Annotated in this window: 15 protein-coding genes and 1 pseudogene; 6 read left to right on the top strand and 10 right to left on the bottom strand. The window is 71.2% G+C overall.

Translation table 11 applies throughout. The features are described from left to right. Window positions 1–433 precede the first annotated feature (433 nt). Window positions 434–3,124, bottom strand: a complete 2,691-nt coding sequence (locus M4D82_RS29295; RefSeq protein WP_249770052.1) for an AMP-binding protein — start codon at window positions 3,122–3,124, stop codon at window positions 434–436. Between the two features lie 204 nt (window positions 3,125–3,328). On the opposite strand from M4D82_RS29295, the gene M4D82_RS29300 reads away from it, so the two are divergent. The 3 genes from M4D82_RS29300 to M4D82_RS29310 are packed head-to-tail and all read left to right on the top strand — an operon-like array spanning window position 3,329 to window position 6,987. Further along, window positions 3,329–4,348, top strand: a complete 1,020-nt coding sequence (locus M4D82_RS29300; RefSeq protein ID WP_249770054.1) for an iron ABC transporter substrate-binding protein — start codon at window positions 3,329–3,331, stop codon at window positions 4,346–4,348. A gap of 6 nt (window positions 4,349–4,354) precedes the next feature. After that, window positions 4,355–5,950, top strand: coding sequence for an ABC transporter permease (locus M4D82_RS29305; protein WP_249770056.1), 1,596 nt, complete (start codon window positions 4,355–4,357; stop codon window positions 5,948–5,950). Further along, on the top strand, window positions 5,947–6,987 hold the full coding sequence (locus M4D82_RS29310; protein ID WP_249770058.1) for an ABC transporter ATP-binding protein: 1,041 nt from the start codon (window positions 5,947–5,949) through the stop codon (window positions 6,985–6,987). Before M4D82_RS29305 ends, M4D82_RS29310 begins: the two co-directional genes overlap by 4 nt. A gap of 1,200 nt (window positions 6,988–8,187) precedes the next feature. Here M4D82_RS29310 and M4D82_RS29320 read toward each other — a convergent pair. From M4D82_RS29320 to xylA, 7 genes and pseudogenes are all read right to left on the bottom strand, one after another. Further along, window positions 8,188–9,009: a hypothetical protein gene (locus M4D82_RS29320; RefSeq protein ID WP_249770060.1), complete on the bottom strand. Its 822-nt coding sequence runs from the start codon at window positions 9,007–9,009 to the stop codon at window positions 8,188–8,190. After that, entirely contained in the window at window positions 9,006–9,539 is a 534-nt protein-coding gene (locus tag M4D82_RS29325) for a SigE family RNA polymerase sigma factor (RefSeq protein WP_249770062.1), read from the bottom strand. Before M4D82_RS29325 ends, M4D82_RS29320 begins: the two co-directional genes overlap by 4 nt. A 100-nt stretch (window positions 9,540–9,639) precedes the next feature. Beyond that, window positions 9,640–9,804, bottom strand: a pseudogene (locus M4D82_RS29330) (RlpA-like double-psi beta-barrel domain-containing protein); the annotation flags it as partial. 817 nt (window positions 9,805–10,621) lie between these two features. Beyond that, a complete protein-coding gene (mmsB, locus tag M4D82_RS29335; protein ID WP_249770064.1) occupies window positions 10,622–11,857 on the bottom strand; it encodes a multiple monosaccharide ABC transporter permease in 1,236 nt (411 codons plus the stop codon). 3 nt (window positions 11,858–11,860) lie between these two features. Then, window positions 11,861–13,426, bottom strand: coding sequence for a multiple monosaccharide ABC transporter ATP-binding protein (gene mmsA, locus M4D82_RS29340; RefSeq protein WP_249770066.1), 1,566 nt, complete (start codon window positions 13,424–13,426; stop codon window positions 11,861–11,863). Between the two features lie 114 nt (window positions 13,427–13,540). Further along, window positions 13,541–14,653, bottom strand: a complete 1,113-nt coding sequence (gene chvE, locus M4D82_RS29345; protein WP_502989021.1) for a multiple monosaccharide ABC transporter substrate-binding protein — start codon at window positions 14,651–14,653, stop codon at window positions 13,541–13,543. A 588-nt stretch (window positions 14,654–15,241) separates the two neighbouring features. Beyond that, window positions 15,242–16,414: a xylose isomerase gene (xylA, locus tag M4D82_RS29350; RefSeq protein WP_249770070.1), complete on the bottom strand. Its 1,173-nt coding sequence runs from the start codon at window positions 16,412–16,414 to the stop codon at window positions 15,242–15,244. Window positions 16,415–16,507: 93 nt separating this feature from the next. Between xylA and xylB the strand changes: the two genes are divergently transcribed. The 3 genes from xylB to M4D82_RS29365 all read left to right on the top strand — a co-directional run bounded on the left by xylB (window position 16,508) and on the right by M4D82_RS29365 (window position 21,878). Next, window positions 16,508–17,938 (top strand): xylulokinase, encoded by a 1,431-nt coding sequence (gene xylB, locus M4D82_RS29355; RefSeq protein WP_249770072.1) that lies wholly within the window; start codon window positions 16,508–16,510, stop codon window positions 17,936–17,938. 13 nt (window positions 17,939–17,951) lie between these two features. Then, window positions 17,952–19,172: an ROK family protein gene (locus M4D82_RS29360; protein WP_249770074.1), complete on the top strand. Its 1,221-nt coding sequence runs from the start codon at window positions 17,952–17,954 to the stop codon at window positions 19,170–19,172. Between the two features lie 234 nt (window positions 19,173–19,406). Beyond that, the gene (locus M4D82_RS29365; protein ID WP_249770076.1) at window positions 19,407–21,878 is read left to right on the top strand and encodes a glycoside hydrolase family 9 protein; all 2,472 of its coding nucleotides are present in this window, start codon (window positions 19,407–19,409) and stop codon (window positions 21,876–21,878) included. Window positions 21,879–21,972: 94 nt separating this feature from the next. On the opposite strand, the gene M4D82_RS29370 is transcribed toward M4D82_RS29365, so the two are convergent. Continuing rightward, window positions 21,973–23,325 carry an RICIN domain-containing protein gene (locus tag M4D82_RS29370; RefSeq protein WP_249770078.1) on the bottom strand — a complete coding sequence of 451 codons (1,353 nt, stop codon included), beginning with the start codon at window positions 23,323–23,325 and terminating at the stop codon, window positions 21,973–21,975. Continuing rightward, window positions 23,322–24,758 (bottom strand): endo-1,4-beta-xylanase, encoded by a 1,437-nt coding sequence (locus tag M4D82_RS29375; protein ID WP_249770080.1) that lies wholly within the window; start codon window positions 24,756–24,758, stop codon window positions 23,322–23,324. Before M4D82_RS29375 ends, M4D82_RS29370 begins: the two co-directional genes overlap by 4 nt. Window positions 24,759–25,033 lie beyond the last annotated feature (275 nt).

The following is a 25,033-nucleotide window of genomic DNA, read 5'->3' on the forward strand; positions in this document are numbered from 1 at the left end:
ATCGGGGAGTCTTCGTTGAGAGGGGCTGTCGGTGTCGGCAGGGTAGGGAGGCAAAGAAGTGATCACCCTGAATTTCGGAGCCCTGCGAAGGTCCGACCCCCCACCCGCCACGGCGGCGTCCGCGTCCTTCTGACCAGGGGAGGTCACGCTGTCAGTCCTGGGTGCGAGGCGGTGGAGCTCCGGCTGCGGGCTCCCCATGCCCTGTCCGCTGGAGCGTGAGCGTGTGCCGCGTCGGCACCTTGACGCGGGCGGCTTGGCGTCATGCCGCTTCCTGCGCCTCGAAGTGCCTGACGCGGTGCGCTCGGCGTACTGGACGCGCGCTTCCGACGCGCTGCTTCGATCTCGTCGATACGTCTGAGGGGCGCCCGGAGACGAGGGTTCGGTCAGACACTCACCGGTTCAGGGACCGGGGAGGCGGTGTGAGCGAGGCCGGCTAGGTAGCCCTCGTCGTCGAGATCGAGCAGGCCGGTGACGAGTTCGGGGCTGCCGAGACTGGCTTGCCCTCGTGGAGTGAGCGGCCTGGTCGGTACAGACGCGGCGAAGGCCGTCGCGGGTGGGCGCATGCGTGTGTCAGGCGTGTGATGAAGGCTGCGTAGGCGATGCCGAACAGGAGTGAGGCGAGGAAGGCCAGGTGCCGGGAGAATCCTTCGAGCAGGGGGAAGATCTGCCAGTGCGTCAGGTAGATGTAGAGGGAGCTGGATGCGAGCAGGCCGGCCAGCTGGTTGATCCGCTCCCGACTGGGGAGGCTGGGCACCCACACGAGGAGGGTGAACGAGGCGATGACGATCACCTCCCGTATGTAGTCTCCGGAGAAGAAGCCGGGCACGGTGGTCAGTGCCGCCGCGCTGACAACCAGGCGCTGGCGTGTGGTGCGCGCTTTCGCCGCCGCCCAGCCGAGGGCGAACAGCCAGAAGACGGTGACGGCGTCCGGCATCCGGGTACGGTCGGGGAGGCCGAGCAGGTCGTAGCGGGTGAGCAGTCCCAGCGCCGCGATCGCCAGGGGGAGGCCGTAGGGGAATCTGCGCTCCAGCCTGTCCACGGCGGGCAGGCCCACCAGGGCGATGGCGGCGATCAGTATGTATACCAGCGCCTCGATGAACCAGAAGTGCATGCCGGTCTTGTGGTCGTCGGGCCCCAGGACGCCGTCGAGCAGCAGGAGGTTGGCCCAGGTGTAGTCGTCCGAGAAGAGGAGGGCGAAGCCGATCCAGGCCATGCTCGGCAGTGCCACTCGCGCGATGCCGGTCCTGATGCGACGTACGCGGACGCGGCGCTCGGCGGTGGTGAGGTGGAAGCGGGCGAAGTTGTAACCGGCGAGGGCGAGCAGCAGGTGTGCTCCGCCCTTGATCCCGAACACGTGGATGTGTGAGCCCACGATGCAGAAGATCGCCATCGCGCGCAGGGCCACGCTGGTCTCCAGGGACCGCCTGCCGGGGGCGGCTACCCGTTCGGGAGTCAGGAGGTCGCGGATGGGTGTCGTGTGCCAGTCGGCGGGGAGGCGGCCGAGGCGCTCTTCCAGGTGGAGCGACATCTCGACGTAGGACAGCGAGTCGCCGCCCAGGCTGACGAAGGAACTGTCCGGCGTCACGTCCGGCCGGTCGAGGATGCGTGCGTACAGACGGCAGAGGTCGTCCTCTGCACCGGTGCCGGACTCCCGTTCTTCCACGTTCGTAGTGGTGGCGGTGTCTGCCGCCCCCGTCGCGGCGTCCTGCCGACCGAGTACGCGCACCGCGCGGTAGTCGGGCTTGCCGCTGGGCAGGCGGGGGAGGTCGGCAAGCAGGTGGACCCGGACCGCGGGGGCGGGCAGGCCGCACTCGCCCGTCACCAGCCTTCGTATCCGCCGGACTTCGGGGTCGTGCGCGCCGACCGCGCCGACCGCGACGATGGCGAGCGCGTCGTCGTCGCCGGTGCACAGAGCGGTGACGCCGTGCCGGGCGAGCATCGACTCGACCTGCGCGGGGTCGATCCGCAGCCCGAGGATCTTCACGAACCGGCCGCGCCGCCCGATGATTTCGTAGACGCCGTCGGGTGTGAGGCGGGCGATGTCACCCGTCCGCAGCTCATCGACGGTCCGGCCGAGTCGGAGGTCGTGCGGTGTGTGCGCGTAGCCGAGCATGACGTTGGGGCCCGAGTACACCAGTTCCCCGGTGTTCTCCTCGGGGTGTTCCGGCAGGCGCCGAAGGCGGAACGAGCCGCCGGGGATGGGGATTCCGGCCGCCTCGGGATGGGTCTCGGCGAGGTGGGGCGGCAGGTAGGCCATGCGGGCGGTCGCCTCGGTCTGGCCGTACATCACGAACAGGTCCCAGCCGGCGTCGCGTCCGAGTGCGGCGTAGCGCTCGACCTGCCGGGGTGCCATCCGGCCTCCGGCCTGGGTGACGTACCGCAGGTGGGGCAGGTCCATGTCCGCGAAGCCGACCCGGTCGAGGAGGTCGAAGGTGTACGGGACGCCCGCGAAGGTGGTCCCGCGGGCGGTGCGGAACAGCTCCCAGAAGCGACTGTCGGCGACCGAGAGGTCGGTGAGGATCAGTGCGGCGCCGCGCAGCAGGTGGCTGTGGACGACGGACAGGCCGTAGCAGTAGTGCAGGGGCAGTGTGGTGGCCGCCCGATCGGTGTCCCGGATGTCCAGGTACTGGGCGATCGAGGCGGCGTTGGCCTGGATGTTGTCGTGCGACAGCCGGACGAGTTTCGGTGATCCGGTCGAGCCGGAGGTGCTCAGGAGCAACGCGAGATCGGGGTGCAGTGTGTGGGCCGAGACCGCGCGCCGTTCCTGGATCGTCCACTGTGCCCCGTCGGGCCGCGCCACCACGTCCGGGTCGTAGGCGTCGATGAGGGACTGAACGGCCTCGGGATGGTCGCCGGGCACGAGCAGGACGGGGTGCCCGGCGGCCAGGGCGGCGAGGTGGACGACGAGCGCGTCGAGGGTGTTGGCGCCGACCAGCAGGATCAGACGCCGTTCCGGGCCCAGGCGGTGGACCGTCTCGGCGACCCGGGCGGCGAGGGCGCGGAAGGTCACCGTGCCGTCGGCCATCACGACCGCGGTGCGGTCGCCGTGGGCCGCGAGGCCGCGCGCGAACGGAACGGTCCTGGTGCCGGGGAGCAGGTCGGAGGGGGCTGTCACGAGGCGCATCTTAGGAAAGGCTCACCTGGCTGGATAGTCACAGAGGCGTCACGGTCTGCCCAATGAAGATCAACAGTGAGTCGCGGTGTAGGGTCGGCTCCGCCGCCGACCGGCGCGGCTGAATTGTTGTGTACGCCACTCTTGACCTTTAGGTTAGCTTTACCTTAGTTATGTGGCGTTCGACTTCTCCGCTGCACCTCAGGAAGGCTTTCCATGCGACGCCCCTTGGCCCGACGCCTGACCGCGATCTTCGCGGCGGCACTCCTCCTTCCCGCGGTGGCCGCTTGTGGTGTCGACGAGGACGATGCGGGGCTCGTGATCTATTCGGGCCGCAACGAGAAGCTGGTCAAGCCGCTCCTGGACGAACTCGAGAAGGCTGTGGGGACCACCGTCGCCGTCCGTTACGGCGAGAGCGCGGAGCTCGCCGCCCAGATCCAGGAGGAGGGCGGCAAGACCAAGGCCGGCCTGTTCTTCTCCCAGGACGCCGGCGCGCTGGGCGCGCTCTCCGGCAAGGGCCTGCTGGAAAAGCTGCCGCAGGGATCGCTCGACAAGGTGGACCCGGCGTTCCGCGGCGGCGCGGGTGACTGGGTGGGCACCTCCGGGCGCGTCCGCGTCCTCGCGTACAACCCCGGCCAGGTCTCCACGGTCCCGGACAGCGTCCACGACCTCGTGAAGCCCGAGTGGAAGGGCAAGATCGGCTACGTCCCGACCAACGCCTCCTTCCAGGCGTTCGTCACCGGCATGCGCGTCCTGGAGGGCGAGGACGCCACCCGCGCCTGGCTGAAGGGCCTCAAGGCCAACGAGCCCAAGGTCTACGACAACAACCTCAAGGTGCTCGAAGGCGTCGGCAAGGGCGAGGTCTCGCTCGGCCTGGTCAACCACTACTACTGGTACGAGCAGGTCGCCGAGAAGGGCGAGGACAAGGTCAAGTCGAAGATCCACTTCCTTCGCGGCGGTGACCCGGGCGGTCTCGTCAACACGGCCGGCGTCGGCATCGTCAAGGGCAGCGACCAGGCCGCCGCCGCCCGGAAGGCCGTCGACTTCCTGCTCTCGGAGAAGGCGCAGAAGTACTTCGCCGAGGACACCAAGGAGTACCCGCTGGCGGCAGGCGTGACCAGCACGGTCAAGGATCTGCCCCCGCTGGCCTCCCTGGACGCCCCCAAGATCGACCTCGGCAAGCTGGAATCGCTTCAGGAGACCCTGAAGATGCTCCAGGACGTCGGGATGGTCTGAGCCGACATGCCTGCCACGGATCCCGGCGCGCCGACGGATCCCGCCACCGCCCCCCGCCCGGCCGGTACCACCACACCGGCCGGGCGGGGGCGTGCCGGGGGCCGGCCGCCCGCCGTCCTGCTGATGTCCGCGACCCTCGCCGCGCTGTTCGCGCTGCTGCCGCTCGGCTACCTCGCCGTCCGCTCCCTGGAACGCGGACCCGCCTTCGCCCGGGACGTCATCGCCACCGAGCGCACCGCCCAACTCCTCGGCCACAGCCTGATGCTGGCCGCCGTGGTCGTCGCCGCCTGCCTCCTGCTGGGCGTGTCCCTGGCCTGGCTGACCGTACGGACCGACCTGCCCGGCGCCCGCGCCTGGTCGGTGCTGACGACGCTGCCCCTCGCCGTGCCCAGCTACGTCGCCGCCTTCACCTGGCTGTCCGCCCTCCCGGACCTCGCCGGCTTCGGCGGCGCGGCGCTCGCCCTCACCCTGGTGAGCTTCCCGTACGTCTACCTGCCGGTCGCCGCGGCGCTGCGCGGCACCGATCCGGCCCAGGAAGAGGTCTCCCGCTCCCTCGGCCACGGCGCGCTGCGGACCTTCCTGCGGGTCACCCTGCCGCAGCTCCGCCCGGCTGCCGCCGGCGGCGCCGTACTCGTCGCGCTGTACGTGTTCTCCGACTTCGGCGCGGTGTCGCTGATGCGGTACGACACCTTCACCCGCGGCATCTACACCTCCTACCGGGCCGGCTTCGACCGCACCCCGGCCGCCGCCCTGAGCGTCGTTCTCGTGGTCGCGACCATCGCGCTGGTCGCCGCCGAGGCACGGACCCGCGGCCGGGCCGGGCACGCCCGCACCGGCACCGGAACCGTGCGACCCGCGCCGCCGGTGCCGCTGGGCCGGTGGCGGGTGCCCGCACTGGCCTGCTGCGGGGCGGTCTGCGCCGTCGCCGTCGTGACACCGCTGGCCACGCTCGGCTACTGGCTCGCCGTCGGCAACTCCGCGACGTGGGACCCCGCCACCCTCTCCGACACCGCGCTCACCACCCTCGGCGTCGCCGCCGGCGGCGCCGCGCTCACCACCCTCCTCGCCCTGCCGGTCGGCGTCCTCGCCGCACGCCACCGCGGCCGCACGGCGCACCTGCTGGAGCAGGCGGCGTACGCCGGCCACGCCCTCCCCGGCATCACCGTCGCCCTGTCCCTGGTCTTCTTCGCGGTCCGCTACGCCGAACCGCTCTACCAGGAACTCCCGCTCCTGATCTGCGCGTACGCCGTCCTCTTCCTGCCGGTGTCGGTGGCCGCCACCCGAGCGGCCGTACTGCAATCACCACCGGTGCTGGAGGACGTCGCCCGCTCACTGGGCCGCGGACCACTGCAGGTGCTGCGCGAGGTGACGGTGCCGCTGGCCGCCCCCGGTGTCGCCGCCGGAGCCGCACTCACCTTCGTGGTCTGCATGAAGGAGCTCCCCGCGACGCTCGTGCTGCGGCCCACCGGCATGGACACCCTGGCCACCCGGCTGTGGACGGAGACCGGCACCGGATCGTTCGCCGCCGCCGCGCCGTACGCCGCCGCGCTGATCCTGCTGGCCGCCGTACCGTCGTACATCCTCGGAAGGCACCGCACATGACCGATCTTCAGATCACCGGCCTGGCCAAGGCATACGGCGCCGGTGCGCCGGTCCTCGACGGCCTCGACCTCACCGTTCCCGAGGGTGCTCTGGCGGCCGTACTCGGTCCTTCCGGCTGCGGCAAGACGACTCTGCTGCGTATCATCGCCGGCTTCCTGCACGCCGACGCGGGCACCGTGGCCATCGGCGGACGCACGCTCACCGGTCCCGGAGTCCACCTCCCGCCCGAGCGGCGCCGCATCGGCGTCGTGCCCCAGGAGGGCGCGCTCTTCCCGCACCTGAGCGTGGCACGCAACGTCGCCTTCGGCCTGACGGGAGCGGACCGCGGCTCACGGCGGCGCCGTACGGAGGAGATGCTCGAACTGGTCGGTCTCGCCGGCTACGGCGACCGCATGCCGCACGAGCTGTCCGGCGGCCAGCAGCAACGGGTCGCCCTGGCCCGCGCGCTGGCGCCGGAACCCGCCCTGGTCCTGCTCGACGAGCCGTTCAACGCCCTCGACAGCGCCCTGCGCACCGGGGTCCGGGCCGACGTGCGCACAGCCCTGCGCGCCACCGGGGCCACGGCCCTGCTGGTCACTCACGACCAGCAGGAAGCCCTCTCCACCGCCGACCTCGTCGCCGTCGTCCGCAACGGTACGGTCGCCCAGTGCGGCACACCGCAGGAGGTCTACCGTCACCCCGCCGATCCCTGGGTGGCCTCCTTCGTCGGGGATGCGGTCCTGGTCGGCGGAAGGGTGGAGGGCGGGACGGCGGCCACCCCGCTGGGCCGCGTTCGCCTGGCGGCCGCGCCGGGCGGCGTGTCCGAGGGCCTTGTCATGCTCCGGCCCGAGCAGCTCCAGCTCACCGACCCTGTGGGCGGGGCCACGGGCACCGTGACCGAGGTGCGCTTCTACGGCCACGACGCCATGGTCACCGTTGCCGTCGACGGAGTCGACGCACCCGTCGACGTACGCGTCCCCGGCCCGGCCACCACCCGCGTCGGCGAGCGCACCGGCATCACGGTCACGGGAGAGGCCACCCTGCACGCGGCGGGGTGACGACCGGGGTGAAGTCGTCGTCGGACCGCGGGTCGGCGCTGAGGTAGGCGACGTGGCGGCCGGACGTCGCGGTGCGGGGCACGCACGAAGCGGTCCACCGCTGCGGAGTCGCCCTCGCGGGCGGCGAGCGCGAGCGCGGTGGCCAGGTCGTCGGTGTCGTCGGCCTGGCGTGAGGCGGTCGGGCGGGCGAGCAGGGCAGGGGTCATCGCCTGATGTCCTTCCGGGAATCCGGATCCGGTGGCGCCGCCGCACTGCGGGCGGGGCGGGCCGGTGAGCGGTACGGCCTGCCGGAAGCCACAGCCGATGACGGAGGCACGGAGGCGAACCGGTACGTCGTCGCGCGTCGGTGAGCCGGCTGTCAGATGACATCGATCCCTTGGGGTGGACCCCATGACGTGATGGCGTGGACGAGCAAGAGCCGGCGCGGTGCCCGGACATCGTGGGACCGGCGGGCTCGCAGACGCGGCCGGTCGGGGGTGCGGGGAGGCGGAATGCCAGGTGGAGGGGGTACGAGGAGCCGGTCGACTACGACGCGCGGGACGCGGAACGCGCCGACGTTCTCCGTGGGCGAGCCAGAGGCCGCACAGCAGTGCGGGGGCAGCTACCAGCGCGTTCGCGCCTACCGGCACAAGAAGCGCACCTCTCCGCGACCGGTGACCGCCCCGCCGCCGTCGTCCCGAACGGTCTCCGGATGGATCCTGACCCGCCCGGAAACCCCCACCGAGCCCGAACAACTCCAGCTCAAGACCGTCCGCACCCAGTGTCCCGAACTCGACGCCCTCACCCGACCGTTCGGTCCTTCGCGACCGTGCCCATCTCCGCCCGCGCGGCGTACGTTCCCTCGTCGGGAGAGGCTTCGGTGCGAGCAGATGGTACGAGGGGATCGAGCGCGTACGACCTCCTTGGGTCGGGGTGAGGGACGGCGGGCGGGCGCGGGGTGGTCAGGTCCAGCCGAGTTCGGTGTAGGGGTGGCCGGCCCGGATGCCTTCGATCGCGGCCCGGGTGGTCGACGTCATCAGTGGCGACGCCGACGGGTACGGGCGGGTCCGCCTGGGCGGCTACGGCCGTGGCGGGGTGGTGTACGGCGACCTGTCCTGATCGTCCTGGCCCGTGGGCGGGCGGCGGTCCGCGCCGTCCACCCACGGGCGGGCCGCTGCCGAGGACGACCTCCGCGGCGTCGACCAGGCTACGGGCACGGCCTCATCGGGTCGGGGTGAAGCCGCCCCAGACCGAGAGGGCGCCGCGGGGACCGTTGGCGTCGACGCGGTAGCCGTCGTGCCCGGCCTCGCGCTCGCCGGCGGCGTGGTTGTACTGGCCGGCGAAGACGTGCTGTCCGGCCGGGACGGTGCGGCCCGGCTTGAGGATCCAGCGGTAGACCACCGCCGCGTCCTCGTGCTGCACCGTGACGGTGAAATCCTCGGGGGGCATCGTCCGCCAGTGGCCGGTGCTCTGTACCGCGCCGGTCTGCCTGATGCGCAGTTCCACGGTGAGTGCGGTGAGTGGCTGGGTGGATTTGAGGGTGATGTTGCTCTGCGCCCAGAAGGTGTTGCTGTTCGCGCCCAAGGAGCCGGCCGACGACAGAGGCCCGTCCTGGACGTGCGGCGCGCCGCCGGGCTGCGCCGAGCCCGTGGCGCCTGACGCCGAAGGGCTGGGGCCCGTCGGGGACGGCCGGTCCGGTGCGGTCGGGCGGCCGGGGGCGGGCGTCGACGTCGTCGACCGCGTCGACGGTGTCGACCGGGGGTTCCCGGACGGCTCGGACGGCGCGGCGGGGGTGGCCGAGACGCCCGGCCGGGCCGGCGGGGACTGGACGATGGCGGCGACGGCGAAACCGCCGACCGCCAGAGTGCCGGCCGTGGCGAGGGAGGCGAGCGCGATCCTGGGCCAGGGCCTCGCGCGCGAAGACTCGCGGTGGCGGGCGGGGGCGTCGGACATGCCGCGTTCCACGCGTGCCAGGATCCGGGCGTGGTCGGGCTGGTGGGCCTCGGCGGCCGCGCGCAGCCGCCCGGTGAGTTCCTCGTTCAACGGCTCCTCCTCCCCGACAACAGTTCTCCGGCCGCTCCTGTGCTGCCCAGCATCCGTTCCAGCTCGGCCATCCCCTTCGAGGTCTGGCTCTTCACCGTACCGACAGATATCCCGAGGGCCAGAGCGGTGTCCTTCTCCGACAGGTCGAAGGCGTGCCGCAGGACCACGCAGGTTCGCTTCCGGAACGGCAACCGGGCGAGAGCCGTACGCACGTCCACGACGGCGGCCACGTCCGGTCCGTCCAGCGGCTCCACACCGCGGGACCAGAACAGGGCGATCCGGCGGCGCTCGCGCACCGCGCTGCGGATCCGTGACCGCGCCAGGTTGGCGACCACGCCACGCGCGTAGGCGAGCGGGTGTTCGGCCTGGCGCAGCCGGTCCCAGCGCCGCCACAGTGCGATCAGGGCGTCCGCGGCCAGATCGTCGGCGCCGTCCGCCTCGCCCGTCAGGAGATGGGCGAACCGGGCGAGTTCGGCGTAGTGGCGTTCGAAGAAGTCGTGGAACTCCGCGGACGCGTCATCGAGGACCATGTCCGTTGGTCGTCCCCTTCGCAAATGTGTGCGCTAACATCCGGGCGGCAGCGTACCAGTGCCCGGTCGGCCGGGGCCCGCCGATGCGTACCTCCAGCCGTGCGACCGGATCGCGGTGTTTCGCGAAGGCCTGTTCGCTGAGGTCCAGTTGTCCGGGTGTGCAGGGCAGCGGGCATTCGTTGGTGATCCGGACCGTGATCGAGGCGCCGTTCGCGACGCGGACGCGCACGTACGCGCCGCACGCCCTGAACGACTCGTAGTCGGTGGGTGGACGTCGCCGGTGGGGTTGCCTTGGCCGAAGGCTGGGGCGCCGCGCCGGTCGTGCCGACGGCGGTGGCGGGGCCGGGGCCGGGGTCTGCGCGGCGGGCGAGCCGGACGCCGGGGAGCATGGCCGTCACCAGGCAGACGAGCACGCCCGCGGTGGTCAGCGCCACCGCGGGCGTGCCGTCAGCCTGTGTCTGTGCCTGCGCTGCCTGCCGTTGCCGTGCAGTCTGCATGTCCGTCCGTTCGAAGATCGGGTCGAGGTGCACTCCTTGGTTGCCGCCGGACGCGAATGGGTTGCCGCAGGATGCGAAACGTTGCCGAAGGGTCCGCTCACGGGGCGGGGGAGTGCGGGGAAGAGGGCTGGGCGCCGCGGATGCCGCGTGGAAGCCCACTCCTCGGCAGCGGCCCGCCCCGGGGTGTTCGGCCAGGCGGCCAACGGCTACTGGAACCGGGTGGTAGGCCGGGCGAGATCGGGAACGGCGTCCCGGACCACCGGAAAGCGGCGGCGGGTTCCGCCCGAGCCCAGGCGGAGAGGGACGTAGAACTGGGGGGAGCGGCCCCGGTGGTCATGGCGGACCTCGGCTTCGGGCGGGACGAGGCTGACCCGGCCGGGGCGGATCGCGTACGCCGTGCCGTTCACCGTCAAGTCGGCCTCGTGGCCGTACAGATGAGCTGCCAGAGGTCCGGCAGTGAGAACACGTCCACCTGGCCGGCCGGGCCGTGCACGCCGATGCCGACGGCGGCAAGGGCCGTGTGCGCCGGTATGCGAGGCCCCCTCCTCGTGCGGGGCTTGCCGCCCAGGCGAGGAGGGGGCGAGGTCAGGCTCCGGCCTTGCGCTTGTTGTAGACGTCGAAGCCGACGGCCGCCAGCAGCACCAGGCCCTTGATCACCTGCTGGTAGTCGGTACCCACGCCGACCAGCGACATGCCGTTGTTCAGCACGCCGAGCACCAGACCGCCGGTGAGTGCACCGATGACGGTTCCCACACCCCCGCTTGAGGAGGCGCCGCCGATGAAGGCGGCGGCGATCGCCTCCAACTCGAAGTTGATGCCGGCCTGCGGCGTACCGGCGTTGAGGCGCGCCGCGAAGACCAGCCCGGCGAGGGCCGCGAGGACGCCCATGTTCACGAAGGCCAGGAAGACGACCCGCTTGCTCTTCACCCCGGACAGCCTCGCCGCCGCCTCGTTGCCGCCGATGGCGTAGGTGTGCCGGCCGAGGATCGAGTTGCGCATCACGTAGCCGAAGCCGACCAGCAGGACGCCGAGGATCAGCAGCACGACCGGCACCCCGTGGTAGCTGGCCAGCAGCAGTGTGAAGGCCACCACGGCCGCCGTGATCGCGCCGAGCTTCGCCAGGAACAGCCCCGTCGGGAGCGGCTCCAGTCCGTACGAGGCGGCCCGCCGCCGGCCGCGCACCTCCTGCAGGATCGCGACGGCCCACACCACGAGGCCCAGCAGCAGGGTGAGGTTGTGGTAGTCGGTGTGGGGACCGACCGTGGGAAGGAAGCCGCTGCTGATGTTCTGGAAGGCCTTGGGGAACGGCGCCACCGACTGGCCCTGCAGGAGGATCTGGGTCCCGCCGCGGAACAGCAGCATGCCGGCCAGCGTGACGATGAACGAGGGGATCCCGAGATAGGCGATCCAGAACCCCTGCCAGGCTCCGGCGAGAGCGCCGATCAGCAGCGCGGCCACCAGCGCCACGGGCCACGGCACGTGGTGCTTGACCATCATCACCGCCGCGGCGGCCCCGACGAAGGCGGCGAGCGACCCCACCGACAGGTCGATGTGCCCGGCGATGATGACGATCATCATGCCGATGGCCAGGATGAGGATGTAACCGTTCTGCTGGATGAGATTGGTGATGTTGAGTGGCTGGAGCAGGATGCCGTCCGTCCAGAACTGGAACAGCAGCACGATCAGCGCCAGCGCGACCAGCATCCCGTACTGGCGCAGGTTGCCGCGCAGCGCCGCGGCCAGTACGGCGCCCGCGGACTGTCGCGGGCCGGTGGGCGGCGTGCCGGGCGTGGTCTCTGGGGTGGTCTGGGTCTGGGCCATGCCTCACACCTGCTTGTCGGGGTATGCGGGGCTCGTGGTCATGAGCCGCATGAGGGATTCCTGGGTGGCGTCGGCACGGCTCACCTCACCGGTGATCCGGCCTTCGGCCATGGTGTAGATCCGGTCGCACAGGCCCAGGAGTTCGGGGAGTTCGGAAGAGATGACGAGTACCGTCTTGCCCTGGGCGGCGAGATCGGCGATGACGGTGTAGATCTCCGCCTTGGCGCCGATGTCGATGCCCCGGGTGGGTTCGTCGAGGATCAGCACCTCCGGCTCGGCGAAGATCCACTTGCTGAGGACGACCTTCTGCTGGTTGCCGCCGCTGAGCTTGCCGGTCTGCGCGAACACCGAGGGGGCCTTGATGTTCATGGTCCGACGGAACGATTCGGCGATCCGCGCCTCCTCGTGCCGGTCGACCCAGCCTCGCCGGGCGACCTTGCCGAGGGAGCTCAGCGAGATGTTGCGGCTGATGTCGTCGTTGAGGTTGAGGCCGAGCTGCTTGCGGTCCTCGGTCACGTACGCGATGCCGTGCCCGATCGCCTCCGGTACGGTCCGGGTGCGGATCTCCCGGCCGTGCAGCCGCACCCGGCCGCCGGTCCACCGTCCGTACGAACGGCCGAAGACGCTCATGGCCAGTTCGGTGCGACCGGCGCCCATGAGGCCGGCGATGCCGACGATCTCGCCTCGACGGACGTTGAGCGAGACGCCGTCGACCACCTTGCGCCGGTGGTCGATCGGGTGCCGGACGCTCCAGTCCTCGATCTCGAAGGCGACCTCGCCGATCTCGGCCCCTGGTGCCGAGTAGGGCTGCCGCTCGGGGTAGCGGTGTTCCAGGTCGCGGCCGACCATGCCGCGGATGATCCGTTCCTCGGAGATGCCCCCGGAACCGATCGCGATGGTCTCGATGGTCCGCCCGTCGCGCAGGATGGTGACGGAGTCCGCGACCCGGGCGATCTCGTTCAGCTTGTGCGAGATGAGGATGCAGGAGATCCCCTGAGCCTTGAGTTCGAGGATCAGGTCGAGCAGATTGCGGCTGTCCTCGTCGTTCAGGGCGGCCGTCGGCTCGTCCAGGATGAGTAGCTTGACCTTCTTGGCGAGTGCCTTGGCGATCTCGACCAACTGCTGTTTTCCCACGCCGAGATCGGCGATCCTCGTGTGCGGGCTCTCGTCGAGTCCGACCTGCCGGATGAGTGCGGCGGCATGGGTCAGCGTCCGGTGCCAGCTGATGACGCCGCGCGTGGCGTGCTCGTTGCCCAGGAAGATGTTCTCGGCGATGGACAGGTAGGGCACCAGCGCGAGTTCCTGGTGGATGATCACGATGCCGCGCTGCTCGCTGGCCCGGATGTCCCGGAACCGGCAGGGATCGCCCTCGAAGTAGATATCGCCCTGGTAGCTGCCATGGGGGTGGAGCCCGCTGAGCACCTTCATCAGGGTGGACTTGCCGGCGCCGTTCTCACCGCAGACGGCGTGCACCTCACCTGCGGCCACGGTCAGGTTGACCTCGGAGAGGGCCTTGACACCGGGAAACGTCTTGCTGATCGACCGCATTTCGAGAACGGGTAGGGCCATGGTTGTGCATCCGTATCGTCGGGGCGGTGGGGTGCCGGGCGGGTCTGGCGGTCGCCCTGGGCGCCGCACCGCCGGTGTTCGGCGTCGCCGGACCCGTCGGTTCGGTCCCGTGGGTTACTTGAGCTGGTCCGCGGTGTACTGGCCGCTGTCCACCAGGACCTTCTGGTAGTTCTCCTTGTCGACGCTGACCGGCTGGAGCAGCTGCGCCGGTACGGTCTTGACGCCGTTGTCGTACTGGCTGGTGTCATTGACCTCGGGCTTGCCGCCGGTCAGCAGAGCGTCGCCCATCTGCACGGCGGCCTTCGCCAGTTGGCGGGTGTCCTTGTAGACGGTCTGGGTCTGCTCGCCCGCGATGATCGACTTCACCGAGGCCAGCTCGGCGTCCTGGCCCGTGACGACGGGCAGCGGCCGGCCGGCGCCGTAGCCGACGCCCTTGAGCGAGGAGATGATGCCGATCGAGATGCCGTCGTACGGCGAGAGCACGGCGTCCACGCGGGCGGCGGTGTACGACTTGCTCAGCAGGTTGTCCATCCGGGACTGGGCGAGACCGCCGTCCCAGCGCAGTGTGGCGACCTGGTTGAAGGCGGTCTGGCCGCTCTGCACGACCAACTTCTTGTCGTCGACATAGGGCTTGAGGACGCTCATCGCACCGTTGAAGAAGAAGTTGGCGTTGTTGTCGTCCGGTGAGCCCGCGAACAGCTCTACGTTGAACGGCCCCTTGCCGTCCTTGAGGCCGAGCTTGTCGACGATGTAACTGCCCTGGAGGACACCGACCTTGTAGTTGTCGAAGGTCGCGTAGTAGTCGACGTTCCCGGTGCCGCGGATCAGCCGGTCGTAGGAGATGACGGGGACGTGGGCATCGGCGGCCTTCTGCAGCACGTTGGTGAGCGAGGAGCCGTCGATGGCGGCGATCACCAGCAGCTTGGCCCCCTTGGTGATCATGTTCTCCACCTGGGAGACCTGGTTCTCCACGACGTTGTCGCCGTACTGGAGGTCGGTCTTGTAGCCCTTGGCCTGGAACTCCTTGACCATGTTGTTGCCGTCGTTGATCCAGCGCTCAGACGACTTGGTCGGCATCGCGATGCCGATGAGGCCGCCTTTGGCGCCCCCGCCGGATCCGCCGGTTGCGCCGGTTGCGCCGTCACCCGCGCCGTTGGCGCTCTGGCCGCAGGCCGCCAGGGACAGCGTGAGACCCACGGTGACAAGGCCCGCCGAAAGCTTCCGCACAGTTCCTCCAGTGATGTTCCGCGACCGGCACGGTGCGACCCGGTTGGGTGACCGGAAGCGGTCGAGCGGGGCAGGCCGAGAGCCGTTTGCCCGCACTGCGCGAGGCCGGACTCGCAGTGGATCCGGCCTGGCGATACATGAGTGTTAACGCTCACAAGAGTGGCGTCAAGGGTCTGTTCGATCACCGTTGCGCCAACAACCTCGCAGGCCATCAGCCTCCTTGGCGGGGCACCCGCACACCGGGGCGAGTCCGGGCATGTCCGGCATGCCGCCCCGCGCGGAGAGTGTGCGGGCTGTTTCGTCAGTGTGACGAGCCTTCGCTCGCCGGACGGCCGCTCGGATCTCCACCGTCAGCGCCAGGATTTCGCCGGGCTCGGCGCGGTGGGGCGTCCGGCCTGGAGCTGACCGCCACGGCGGCTTGTGCTCGCCGCCACGTAGGCACACGCCTTGACAGGCTCCGATCCCCTGAAGGTCATATGTTAGCGCTAACAATATGAGTGCTCTCGGGCGTCACCGCCCCCCGGGTGGTTCCTCGCATGGCGGAGCAGGGTCGTGGAGCGCCACCGGCCGGCTCTTGGGTGCACCGGCTCAGCGGGCGCCGAGGAGGTGTTCGAGCGCGAGCTGGTCGAGTTGTTCGAAGGCCATGCCGCGGCGGGCGGCGGCGTCGACGTCGAAGTCGTCGAAGGCGGACGGGTCGGCCAGGAGACCGGCCAGGCCGTCCTCGGCGGTGGGGAGGGCCAGTTCGGGCAGCCGGGAGGCGGTGAGCGCGGCCTGGACCTCCGGATCGGAACGGAAGGCGCGGGAACGCTCGGCCAGGAGCAGGTAGTTGCGCATGCAGCCGGCTGCCGAGGCCCAGACTCCGGCGGAGTCCTCCGTGCGCGGCGGCTTGAAGTCGAAGTGGCGGGGGCCGTCATAGCCGGCCGACTCCAGCAGGTCGACCAGCCAGAAGGCCTGGCGCAGGTCGCCCGCGCCGAAGCGCAGGTCCTGGTCGTACTTGATGCCGGTCTGGCCGTTGAGGTCGATGTGGAACAGCTTGTCGTGCCACAAAGCCTGGGCGATGCCGTGCGGGAAGTTCAGTCCGGCCATCTGCTCGTGGCCGACCTCCGGGTTGAGGCCGACCCGCTCGGGCCGCTCCAACTCGTTGATGAACGCCAGGGCGTGGCCGATGGTGGGCAGCAGGATGTCGCCGCGCGGCTCGTTGGGCTTGGGTTCGATCGCGAAGCGCAGGTCGTAGCCTTGGCCGTCGACGTATTCGCCCAGCAGGTCGAAGGCCTCCTTCAGCCGGTCGAGGGCGGTGCGCACGTCCTTGGCCGCGCCCGACTCGGCGCCCTCGCGGCCGCCCCAGGCGACGTAGACCGAGGCGCCGAGTTCCACGGCCAGGTCGATGTTGCGGATCGTCTTGCGCAGCGCGTACCGGCGGACGTCCCGGTCGTTGGCGGTGAAGGCGCCGTCCTTGAACACGGGGTGGGTGAAGAGGTTGGTGGTGGCCATCGGGACCTTCAGCCCGGCCGTGTCGAGTGCGGTGCGGAAGCGCTTGACCGCCTGCTCGCGTGCGGTGTCGCCGGCCGCGAAGGGGATCAGGTCGTCGTCGTGGAAGGTGACGCCGTAGGCGCCGAGTGCGGCCAGTCGCTCCACGGACTCGACCGGGTCGAGGGCGGGCCGGGTGGCGTCGCCGAAGGGGTCCCGGCCCTGCCAGCCGACGGTCCACAGGCCGAAGGTGAACTTGTGCGCGGGGGTGGGGACGAGCGGGTCGCTGGTCATGGGGCGCTCCGGATCTGAGCCGAGGGCTATTTGTAATGACGAAAAACAAATTAGTATGCCGAGACGCCAGAAGGAACCCCACCGGAGGAACGCATGTCTGCTCAGCGTGTCGTGATCGGTGTCGACAGCTCCACCCAGTCCACGAAGGCGCTCGCCGTCGACATCGACACGGGCGCCGTCGTGGGCGAGGGCCGCGCCGCACACACCGTCAGTGAGGGCGCCGGCCGGGAGAGCGATCCCGAGCAGTGGTGGCGGGCGTTCGGCGAGGCAGTGGCGCGGACGGGCTGCGCGGATCGCGCGGCCGCCGTCTCGATCGCCGGCCAGCAGCACGGCCTGGTCACCCTGGACGCGGCCGGACGGCCGGTCAGGCCGGCGCTGCTGTGGAACGACGTCCGATCCGCCCCGCAGGCCGCCGCGCTCACGGCCGCCGTCGGGGCCGGAGAGCTCGCCCGCCGCACCGGAAGCGTTCCGACAGCCGCCTTCACGGCCACCAAGTGGGCCTGGCTGCGGGCGAACGAGCCTGCCGTCGCCGACCGCGTCACCGCGGTCCGGCTTCCCCACGACTTCCTGACGGAGCGGCTGACCGGCGAGGCGGTGACGGACCGCGGTGACGCCTCGGGAACCGGCTGGTGGGGCCCGGACGGCTACGACCGGGAGGTCCTCGCCCGGATCGGACTCGACTCCGAGCTGCTGCCGGAGGTCCTCCCGCCGGGCGCCCGGACGGGCCTCGTCCGCGCCGGGACGCCCCTGCGCGAGGGCGCGCTGGTGGCCACCGGGACCGGGGACAACATGGCCGCCGCCCTCGGGCTGGGCTTGACCCCCGGACGTCCGGTGCTGAGCCTCGGCACCTCCGGCACCGTCTACGCCGTCGGCCGCACCCGGCCCGCCGACCCGGGCGGAACCGTCGCCGGCTTCGCCGATGCCCTCGGCGGTTGGCTTCCGCTCGCCTGCACGCTCAACTGCACACTCGCCGTCGACCGCTTCGCCGCGCTCGTCGGCCGCGACCGCGAGGACGTCGAAGGAGGCGGCACGGTGGTGGTACTTCCCCATCTGGACGGTGAGCGCACTCCCGACCTCCCGTACGCGTCCGGCCTGGTCCACGGCCTGCGCCACGACACCACGCCGGGACAGCTCCTCCAAGCCGCCTACGACGGCGCCGCCCAAGCCCTGCTCGCGGCGCTGGAGGACGTGCTGCGCGCCGGGGGCGAGAACCCCGCCCCCGACGAGCCCCTGACGCTGATCGGCGGCGGAGCCCGCGGCGGGGCCTGGCAGCGGACCGTCCTGCGGCTGTCCGGCCGAGCGGTGCAGGTGCCCGAGGCCCGGGAACCGGTCGCGCTCGGGGCCGCCGCCCAGGCCGCCGCACTGCTCACGGGTGAGCCCGCCGACGCCGTCGCCCGGCGCTGGGGGACTGCCGAAGGCCGGGTACTGGAGCCCGTACCCCGTGACGACGACACGCTCGAACGGATCACCAGTACGCTGCGGCGGGCACGGGCCCTGCAGGAGGCCCCGCCCGCACGACGATAGGAGGGTCGGTTCCATGGCGGGCATCGGGAGGGCGAGCGGTGGCGTGGAGGCCGCGCCCGCCTCACAGCAGGGCATGCGCCGGCAGAACCTCGCGGTGGTGATCGGCGTGGTCGCCGCGCACGGCCCGCTCTCTCGGGCGGACGTCGCCGGGCACACGGGCCTGACCAGGCCGGCCGTCTCCTCCATGGTCGAGGAGCTCATCGGTCGCGGAGCGCTGACCGAGACGGAGACCGCGCCCAGCGGACGGGTCGGCCGCCCCGGACGGGCGCTGGCCCTGAACGATCGGGGTCCCGCGGGCCTCGGCCTGGAGATCGGCGTCACCCACCTGGCCGCGTGCGTCGTGGACCTGCGCGGTGAACCCCGGGTCTGGCGTCGCGTGGAGCGGGCCAACGCGGGCCGGCCGGCCGGGCAGGTGCTGGCGGAGGCCGCCGCGCTGGGCGCCGAGGCGGAGGCCGAGGCCGCCGCACTCGGGCTGCGCGTCGAGGGCCGCGTACTGGCCGTGCCGGGGGTGGTGCCGAACGAGCCGCGCGGGCTGGTCGAGCGTGCGCCCAACCTTGGCTGGCACGCCGTCCGCCTCGCCGACCACTGGCCCGACCCCGACACCGTGCCGGATCCGGAGAACGAGGCCAACCTCGGGGCGCTGGCCGAGTACTGGCACACCGAGCAGGCCGCGCAGACCTTCGTGCACGTCTCCGCCGAGGCCGGCATCGGTGCCGCCCTCGTCATCGACGGGCAGCTGTTCCGGGGCGCCCGCGGCTTCGCGGGCGAACTCGGCCACCTGCCCGTCCACCCGGAGGGCGCCCCCTGCGCCTGCGGGGCACGCGGCTGCCTGGAGCAGTACGCGGGCGAAGCGGCCGTACTGCGCGAGGCCGGGCTGGGGGGCGCCGGCGATCCGATGGCCCTGCTGGCCGAGCGGGCGGGCGCCGGGGACGCGGGGACCCTGCGCGCCCTGGACCGCGCCGGTCGGGCCCTGGGCCTCGCCCTCACCTCGGCGGTGAACCTGATCGACCCGGACGGCCTCGTCCTCGGCGGCGCCTACGCCGAACTCGCCGACTGGCTCCTCCCGCCGATACGCGCCGAACTCGCCGCTCGCGTCACCGTCCGGCCCTGGACCCCGGAGGCGGTGCGCCGCTCCGCCCTGGGACGCCGCGGACCGGTCCTGGGCGCGGCCTGGTCCACGGTCCACCGGATCATCGCCGACCCCACCCGGCTGCCCGCCCTCCCCGCACCGTGACGACGGCGTGTCGGCGCCATGGTGCGCGGGGGTGGAGGGAAGACCGGGCGGTCAGCCGTCGATCGCCGTCACGGTTCAGGTAGGCGAACGGGTCCCACAGGGCGTTGGAATCCTCCAGGTGTCGAGGCCGCCAACTCCAGGTCGGGGCAGCTGTCTTGACGGGTCGTCCGACGGCCGGCTTGATTGGGAGCGCTCCCACTCTTGTCCCCCACCCTCCCGAGGAAGGCTCCGCCCGTGCCTCCTGTCACCCCCGCCCGCCGCGTGCCGCGTCGCGCGGCCGCCGTGCTCGCCGGCCTCGCGCTGGCCGTCGGCGCCCTGTCCACGACCGCCCTGACCGTTCCGGTCGCGGCTGCCGCCACCGGGGCCGCCGCCGCCGAGACGCCCGTCCGGGTCAACCAGCTCGGCTACCTGCCGGACGGCCCCAAGCGGGCCACCGTGGTCAGCTCCGCGACCGCCCCCCTCGCCTGGCAACTGCGCGACGCCTCCGGCACGGTGGCCGCCTCGGGCACCACCACGGTGCGCGGCGCCGACCAGGCGTCCGGCCAGTCCACGCACCTGGTGGACTTCGGCGCGTACACCGGCACCGGCACCGGCTACACCCTGGGCGTCGGCGGCCAGACCAGCCACCCCTTCGACATCTCCGCATCGCTGTACGACGGACTGCGCGCCGACAGCATGTCGTTCTTCTACCAGCAACGCAGCGGTACCGCGATCGACGCGGCCCTGGCGGGCGGCAGTGCCTACGCCCGCCCCGCCGGGCACCTGGACATCGCCCCGAACAAGGGCGACACCAGCGTCCCCTGTCAAGCCGGGGTGTGCGACTACCGACAGGACGTGCGCGGCGGCTGGTACGACGCGGGCGACCACGGCAAGTACGTGGTCAACGGCGGCATCTCCGTCTGGGAAATGGTCAACTCCTACGAGCGCGCCCGGCGTTCGGGTGGTGACGCGGCGCTCGGCGACGCGACGCTGCGGGTGCCGGAGCGTGGCAACGGGACGCCGGACGTGCTGGACGAGGCCCGATGGGAGCTGGAGTTCCTGCTGCGGATGCAGGTCCCGGCCGGGAAGCCGATGGCCGGGATGGCCTTCCACAAGATGCACGACAACAAGTGGACCGCTCTGCCGACGCGTCCCGAACTCGACGCCGAGCAGCGTGAGTTGCACAAGCCGTCGACCGCCGCGACGCTGAACCTGGCGGCGTCGGCCGCGCAGTGTGCCCGGGTGTACGCGCCGTACGACGCCGCGTTCGCCGCGCGCTGCCTGGACGCGTCCCGCCGCGCCTGGACGGCCGCCAAGGGCAACCCGAACGTGCTCGCCCCGGCGACCGACAACACCGGCGGCGGTGCGTACGAGGACGCCGACGTCTCCGACGAGTTCTACTGGGCGGCGGCGGAACTCCTGGCCACCACCGGTGAGTCGCAGTACCGGGACGCCGTCACCTCCTCCGCGCACCACACCAAGCCCGTCGACGGGTTCTGGTGGGGCGGTACCGCGACGCTCGGCCGGATCACCCTCGCCACCGGCGCCGGCGTGGCCCTGCCCGCCGAGGACACGGCCCGGCTGCGCGGACTGCTGACCTCGGCCGCCGACGGCCACCTGTCCACCATGGCCGGACAGGGCTACGCGGTGCCACTCGCCGCCACCGGATACGGGTGGGGCTCCAACAGCTCCGTCACCAACAACGCGATGGTGCTGGCCGTCGCCTACGAGCTCACCGGCCGGGAACGCTACCGAGCCGGAGCGCTGGAGTCCCTGGACTACCTGCTCGGCCGCAACGCGCTCGGCCTCTCCTACGTCACCGGCTACGGCGATCGCTACGCGGAGAACCAGCACCACCGGTTCTGGGCGCACCAGAACGACGCCTCGCTGCCGCACCCGCCGGCCGGTTCCTTCGCGGGCGGGCCGAACGCGGGGCTGGAGGACCCGGTGGCCAAGGAGAAGCTCGCGGGCTGCGCGCCGGCGGCCTGCTACGTGGATGACATCGGCTCGTACTCCACCAACGAGGTGGCCATCAACTGGAACGCCTCGCTGGCCTGGCTGGCGGCCTTCGCGGCCGAGCGGCGCGGCGCCCCGGCCGTGCCCGCGGTCCAGGTGTCACCGGCGGTGGTGACGGTTCCGGAGGGCGGTTCGACGCCGGTGGGCGTGCGGCTCTCGGCCGCGCCCGCGCAGAACGTCACGGTGGCGGTGGCCGCCGGCTCCGGCGACCAGGACCTGTCGGCAGCCGCGACCTTGGTGTTCACCCCGGCCGACTGGGCCGCCGCACAGCAGGTTTCGGTCTCCGCCGCGCAGGATGCCGACGCGCTGGCGGGTAGCGCGACGTTCACGGCCGGGGGTCCCGGTGTGCAGCCGGCGACGTTCACGGCGACGGAGGCGGACGACGACGCTTCGGCGGCCGCCTGCACGGTGGCGTACCGGATCGACAACGCCTGGGCCAACGGCTTCACCGCGACGGTGACCGTGAGGAACACCGGAACCTCGGCCGTCTCCGGGTGGACCCTCGGCTGGAGCTTCGCGGGTGATCAGCGGATCGGCAACGCCTGGAACGCCACGGTGAGCCAGTCGGGCAGCACGGTCACCGCCCGGGACTCCGGGTGGAACGGTACGGTGGCGCCCGGCGGCAGCGTGAGCCTCGGCTTCCAGGCGACGTATTCCGGTACCAACGCGGTCCCGGCGCGCTACACGCTCAACGGTGCGCTCTGCTCCTGAACGATTGCGGGACGGGAAGCGCCGCCGACCCGGGAGGGGCGGCGGCGCAGTGGAGCCGGGATCGTCCCGGCTCCACTCACGTGGTGCGGGCGTGTCACTGGAACTGGGCGAAGAACCTCCATATCTCCGTCTTGGTCCAGGTCGTGACGCCGCTCTCGTTGGGGGAGCCGTCGACCGGACCGGGCAGGTGGCCGCCGTCGAACGCGGCCCATTGGACCGGGTACCCGGCGCGGCAGCCCGAGTAGGTGGTGGTGACGTGCGTGCGACTGCCCGGCGCCGGCTCGCGCGGGCTCTGGGGAGTGCAGCCGTTGTTGCCGACGAACCTGTCGCGCAGGGACCGTCCTTGCGCGATGCCGAGGACGGAGTCGCCGATGCCGTGGATTCCGAAGTAGGCGATGGGCCGGGTGCCGTCACCGCACCCGCTGATCTGTGCGCCGGAAATGACCGCGACAGCCCTGAAGACGTTCGCCCGGGAGCATGCGAGTGCGTAGCTCATACCGCCGCCCCAGCTGAAACCCGTGGCGAAACGCTGCGCCGGGTTGACGCAGAGGCCGCCCTCGATCCGCCGGATCATGTCGTCGACGAAGGTGATGTCCTCACCGCCCGAATTGGCCCAGCCGTTTCCGAGGCCCTGGGGGGCGACGAGGATCGCGCTGTTGCTCGACTGTTCCTGTTGGCCGTAGTAGGACCAGGCGTTTCCGCTCGTTCCGCCCGAGGCGACTTCGCCGGCGGTTCCGCCCCGCCAGTGGAACGCGAAGATCAGCCGATAGGGCCGGCTGTTGGTGTAGTTGTCGGGAATTCTGAGGATGAAGCTGCGGCTCTTGCCGCTGCTCTGAATCGTGTGCGTACCGCTTGCCAGGGTCGGGGCACTGCCGCACCCGCCGGCACCGGACGACAGCTTGACCATCTGCCAGTGCTGGTTGGCGCCGCCCCAGTCGGTGTACTGGACGACGTTGGCGCCGTCGGCGGTGGAGCCGCCCTGCACCTCGACGGCCTTGCCGCTGTTGCGGTTGATCAGCCGGACGTGGCCGGCTTCGGAGTCCGCCAGGCGGAACTGCTGGTTGGACCCGTTGCCGTCGGCCCACTGCGTGATCGCGGCGCCGTCGGCGGTCGAGGCGCCGGCCACGTCGAGGACCTTGCCCGAATGCCGGGCCTTGAGCCGGTAGAAGCCGCCGCCGGAGTCCACGAACTGCCACTGCTGGTTGGCTCCGTCGCCGCGCGTCCACTGGCCGACCCGCGCGCCGTCGGCGGTGGACACGCCGGAGACGTCCAGTGCCTTGCCGCTGTTGCGGTTGACCAGGACGTACCAGGCATTGCCGTCCACCGTCGCCGCCCGCGCGGGCGGCGGATCCACCGCGACGAGCATGCCGATCGCGAGGGTCGCCGCCACCACGGCGGCCACCCGGGACCACCAGCGGTTGCTCACCCCTTCGCCGCGGCAGGTCATGTGCGGCTCCAGCGTTGGTTGTTGCCGTTCGAGCAGGAGTAGAGCTGGATCAGGGTGCCGTTCGCGGTGCCGTTGGCGGCGGCGTCGAGACAGAGGCCGGACTGGACTCCGACGATGGATCCATCGGAGTTGAGGCGCCATTTCTGGTTGTCGCCACCCCAGCAGCTGTAGATCTGGACCTTGGTGCCGTTGCCGGTGCCGGCGGCGTCCAGGCACTTGTTGCCGTACACCCTCAGCTCGCCCGCGGTCGTGTACGACCACTGCTGGTTGGTGCGGTTGTTGCAGTCCCACAGGTTGACCTGGGTGCCGTCGGTGGTGCTGGCACCGGGTACGTCCAGGCAGCGGCCCGAACCGACGCCCTTGATCTGTCCGGAACCGGGGGTGGGCGTCGGAGTGGGGGAGGCGGCGTTGAGTGCGTTGAGGACGGAGGAGTAGGCGGCCTTCTTGCTGCCGTCGCCGTTGAACAGGAGCGGCGAGTGCTCCGGTCGCCAGGAGTCGGTGTCGCGCACTCCCCAGACGGTGATGCCGAGGCAGCGCGGGACGGCCAGGCAGTCGTTGGTCACGTTGGCGTAGGTCGTGCCCGAGGCGCCCTGGATGTCGAGTTCGGTGATGGCGACATCGACGCCGAGGGCGGCGAAGCTCTGCAGGGTGGTGCGGAAGTTGCTGTTGTAGGGGCTGTCGTTGTTGAAGTGGGACTGGAAGCCGACGCAGTCGATCGGCACGCCGCGCTGCTTGAAGTCCCGGACCATGGCGTACATGGCCTGCGTTTTGGCCCAGGTCCAGTTCTCGACGTTGTAGTCGTTGTAGCAGAGCTTGGCGGCCGGGTCGGCGGCGCGCGCGGTGCGGAAGGCGACCTCGATCCAGTCGTTGCCGGTGCGCTGCAGGTTGGAGTCGCGCCGGGCTCCCGAGGGGCCGTCGGCGAAGGCCTCGTTCACGACGTCCCACTGGCCGATCTTGCCCTTGTAGTGGGCCATCACGCCGTTGATGTGGTTGGTCATCGCCTGGCGCAGCGTGCTGCCGCTGAGGCTCTGCATCCAGCCGGGCTGCTGCGAGTGCCAGGCCAGGGTGTGGCCGCGCACCTGCTTGCCGTTCTGCACCGCCCAGTTGTAGACGCGGTCACCGGCGGTGAAGTTGAACTGGCCCCGCTGGGGCTCGGTGGCGTCGATCTTCATCTCGTTCTCGGCCGTCACGGAGTTGAACTCGCGGGCCGCGATCGTGCTGTACGCCGGGTCGCCCAGCCTGCCCGAGGCTATGGCGGTGCCGAAGTAGCGGCCGCTCTGCGCCGCCGCGCTGCCGAGCGTGCTCTCGGCGGCGTGTGAGGTCGGTGGCGCCACCAGCGCGACGGCCGAACCGAGGACGCCGGCGACCAGGGCCATATACAGGCCGCCGATCTTCCGGCGGACGGTGCGTGGGGAAATGGCATGTGAGCCCATGAATTGGCCTCCAGGAAAGAAATCACGGAAGGACTGGAGCGCGGCACGGTGAATCCGCGTGAAAGACGCCCGCGTCCGTGGGAAAAGGACGCTCACCACCAGGGCGTAAGGATTCGAGGACGGCGCCGGGAATCCGGACACAGGCGGACCGCACCACCTCGGGCATCAGTCTGGAAACCCCGCCGAAACAAGTCAAGAGTTTCGAAAGGATTTCGATAATTAGCCCCAATGGAGGGGTGGTAGCTCTTTTGGAAATTGAGCGATCCTCATCGAAA

This window comes from Streptomyces sp. RerS4 (genome assembly GCF_023515955.1).
In the GTDB taxonomy this organism is placed as follows: domain Bacteria; phylum Actinomycetota; class Actinomycetes; order Streptomycetales; family Streptomycetaceae; genus Streptomyces.